This window comes from Pararcticibacter amylolyticus (genome assembly GCF_003130405.1).
GTDB lineage: Bacteria > Bacteroidota > Bacteroidia > Sphingobacteriales > Sphingobacteriaceae > Arcticibacter > Arcticibacter amylolyticus.
Genome location: NZ_QEAS01000008.1, coordinates 43916 through 45460, shown reverse-complemented (window position 1 = coordinate 45460; position 1545 = coordinate 43916). Strand labels below are relative to the sequence as shown.

The window sequence follows — 1545 nt, the reverse complement described above, 5'->3', positions numbered from 1 at the left end:
GCCCAAATCAAAACTGATGCAAAACTTAACCCTGCTCGACGGACAAAAGTTTCAGATTACAATCAAAAGACTTTGTCATCAGTTAATTGAAAATCATAACGACTTTTCAGAATCTGTTATCCTTGGTATTCAGCCCAGAGGGATATGCCTGGCCGATAGAATTGCTGCTGAATTACAGAGCATTCTGCCGGACGCAAAAATATTAAACGGTAATCTTGACATTACCTTTTTCAGAGATGACTTCAGACGACGTGAGGGTCCCCTGGTACCCAACTCAACTAAAATCGATTTCATTATCGAAGGAAAGAAGGTGATCCTGGTGGACGATGTGTTGTGGACGGGACGCACGATCCGCTCTGCAATGGATGCGATGCTCGCCTTCGGACGCCCGGAAAAGGTGGAACTGCTTGTGCTGGTGGACCGCCGGTATTCCAGGCACCTTCCGATAGAGCCTGACTATATCGGGATACAGGTAGATTCTATCAATTCGCAGAAAGTAATCGTCAGCTGGAAGGAAACCGACCAGGAAGACAAGGTGATTTTATTATCAGAAAAATAAATATTCCGTGAAATATAACGGATACTATATAAACAAATAAGAAAATGGCAGAACCAGGTCATAACCTAAGTACGAAACACTTATTGGGGATTAAAGATCTAAACGAGAAAGATATTCAGCTGATCTTTGAAACGGCTGATACCTTTAAGGATGTACTTAACAGGCCTATTAAAAAGGTTCCTTCTTTACGGGACGTTACTATCGCAAATATATTTTTTGAGAACTCTACACGAACGAGATTATCATTCGAACTTGCAGAAAAAAGACTTTCTGCCGATGTGGTCAATTTTGCAGCATCGTCTTCGTCCGTGAGTAAAGGGGAAACACTGATCGACACGGTCAATAACATCCTGGCCATGAAGGTCGATATGGTGGTGATGCGGCACCCCTACCCCGGCGCGGGTGTTTTTCTAAGCAAAAAAGTAAATGCTCAAATCGTCAATGCCGGAGACGGGGCTCATGAACACCCGACCCAGGCTTTGCTCGACGCCTTTTCTATCAGAGAAAAATATGGAGATGTTGCCGGCAAAAAGGTAGCAATCATAGGCGATATCCTCCACTCGCGGGTTGCACTTTCAAACATTCTTTGTCTTCATAAGCTCGGGGCGGAGGTGATGGTATGCGGCCCCACTACCCTGATACCTAAATACATCCATACACTCGGAGTTAAAGTTGAATATGACCTCATCAAAGCGTTGCAATGGTGCGATGTGGCGAATATGCTTCGTATACAACTCGAGCGCCAGGATATCAAATACTTTCCTTCTCTCAGGGAATATTCTATGCTCTACGGGCTCAACAAACAAATATTAAACTCGCTCGATAAGGAAATCACGATTATGCATCCCGGCCCTATCAACAGGGGCGTGGAAATAACGAGTGATGTCGCTGACAGCAAACAATCTATCATTCTCGACCAGGTAGAAAACGGTGTTGCCATCAGAATGGCGGTACTTTATTTACTGGCGGGGCAGAAACCGTGATTT

Annotated in this window: 2 protein-coding genes; both read left to right on the top strand. The window is 44.5% G+C overall.

What is annotated here, in order from left to right:
* Positions 1-16 precede the first annotated feature (16 nt).
* Complete coding sequence (pyrR, locus tag DDR33_RS10810) at positions 17-559, top strand: bifunctional pyr operon transcriptional regulator/uracil phosphoribosyltransferase PyrR (RefSeq protein WP_109415808.1); 543 nt, start codon at positions 17-19, stop codon at positions 557-559.
* Between the two features lie 44 nt (positions 560-603).
* Positions 604-1542: an aspartate carbamoyltransferase catalytic subunit gene (locus DDR33_RS10805; RefSeq protein ID WP_109415807.1), complete on the top strand. Its 939-nt coding sequence runs from the start codon at positions 604-606 to the stop codon at positions 1540-1542.
* The last annotated feature ends 3 nt before the right edge of the window (positions 1543-1545 follow it).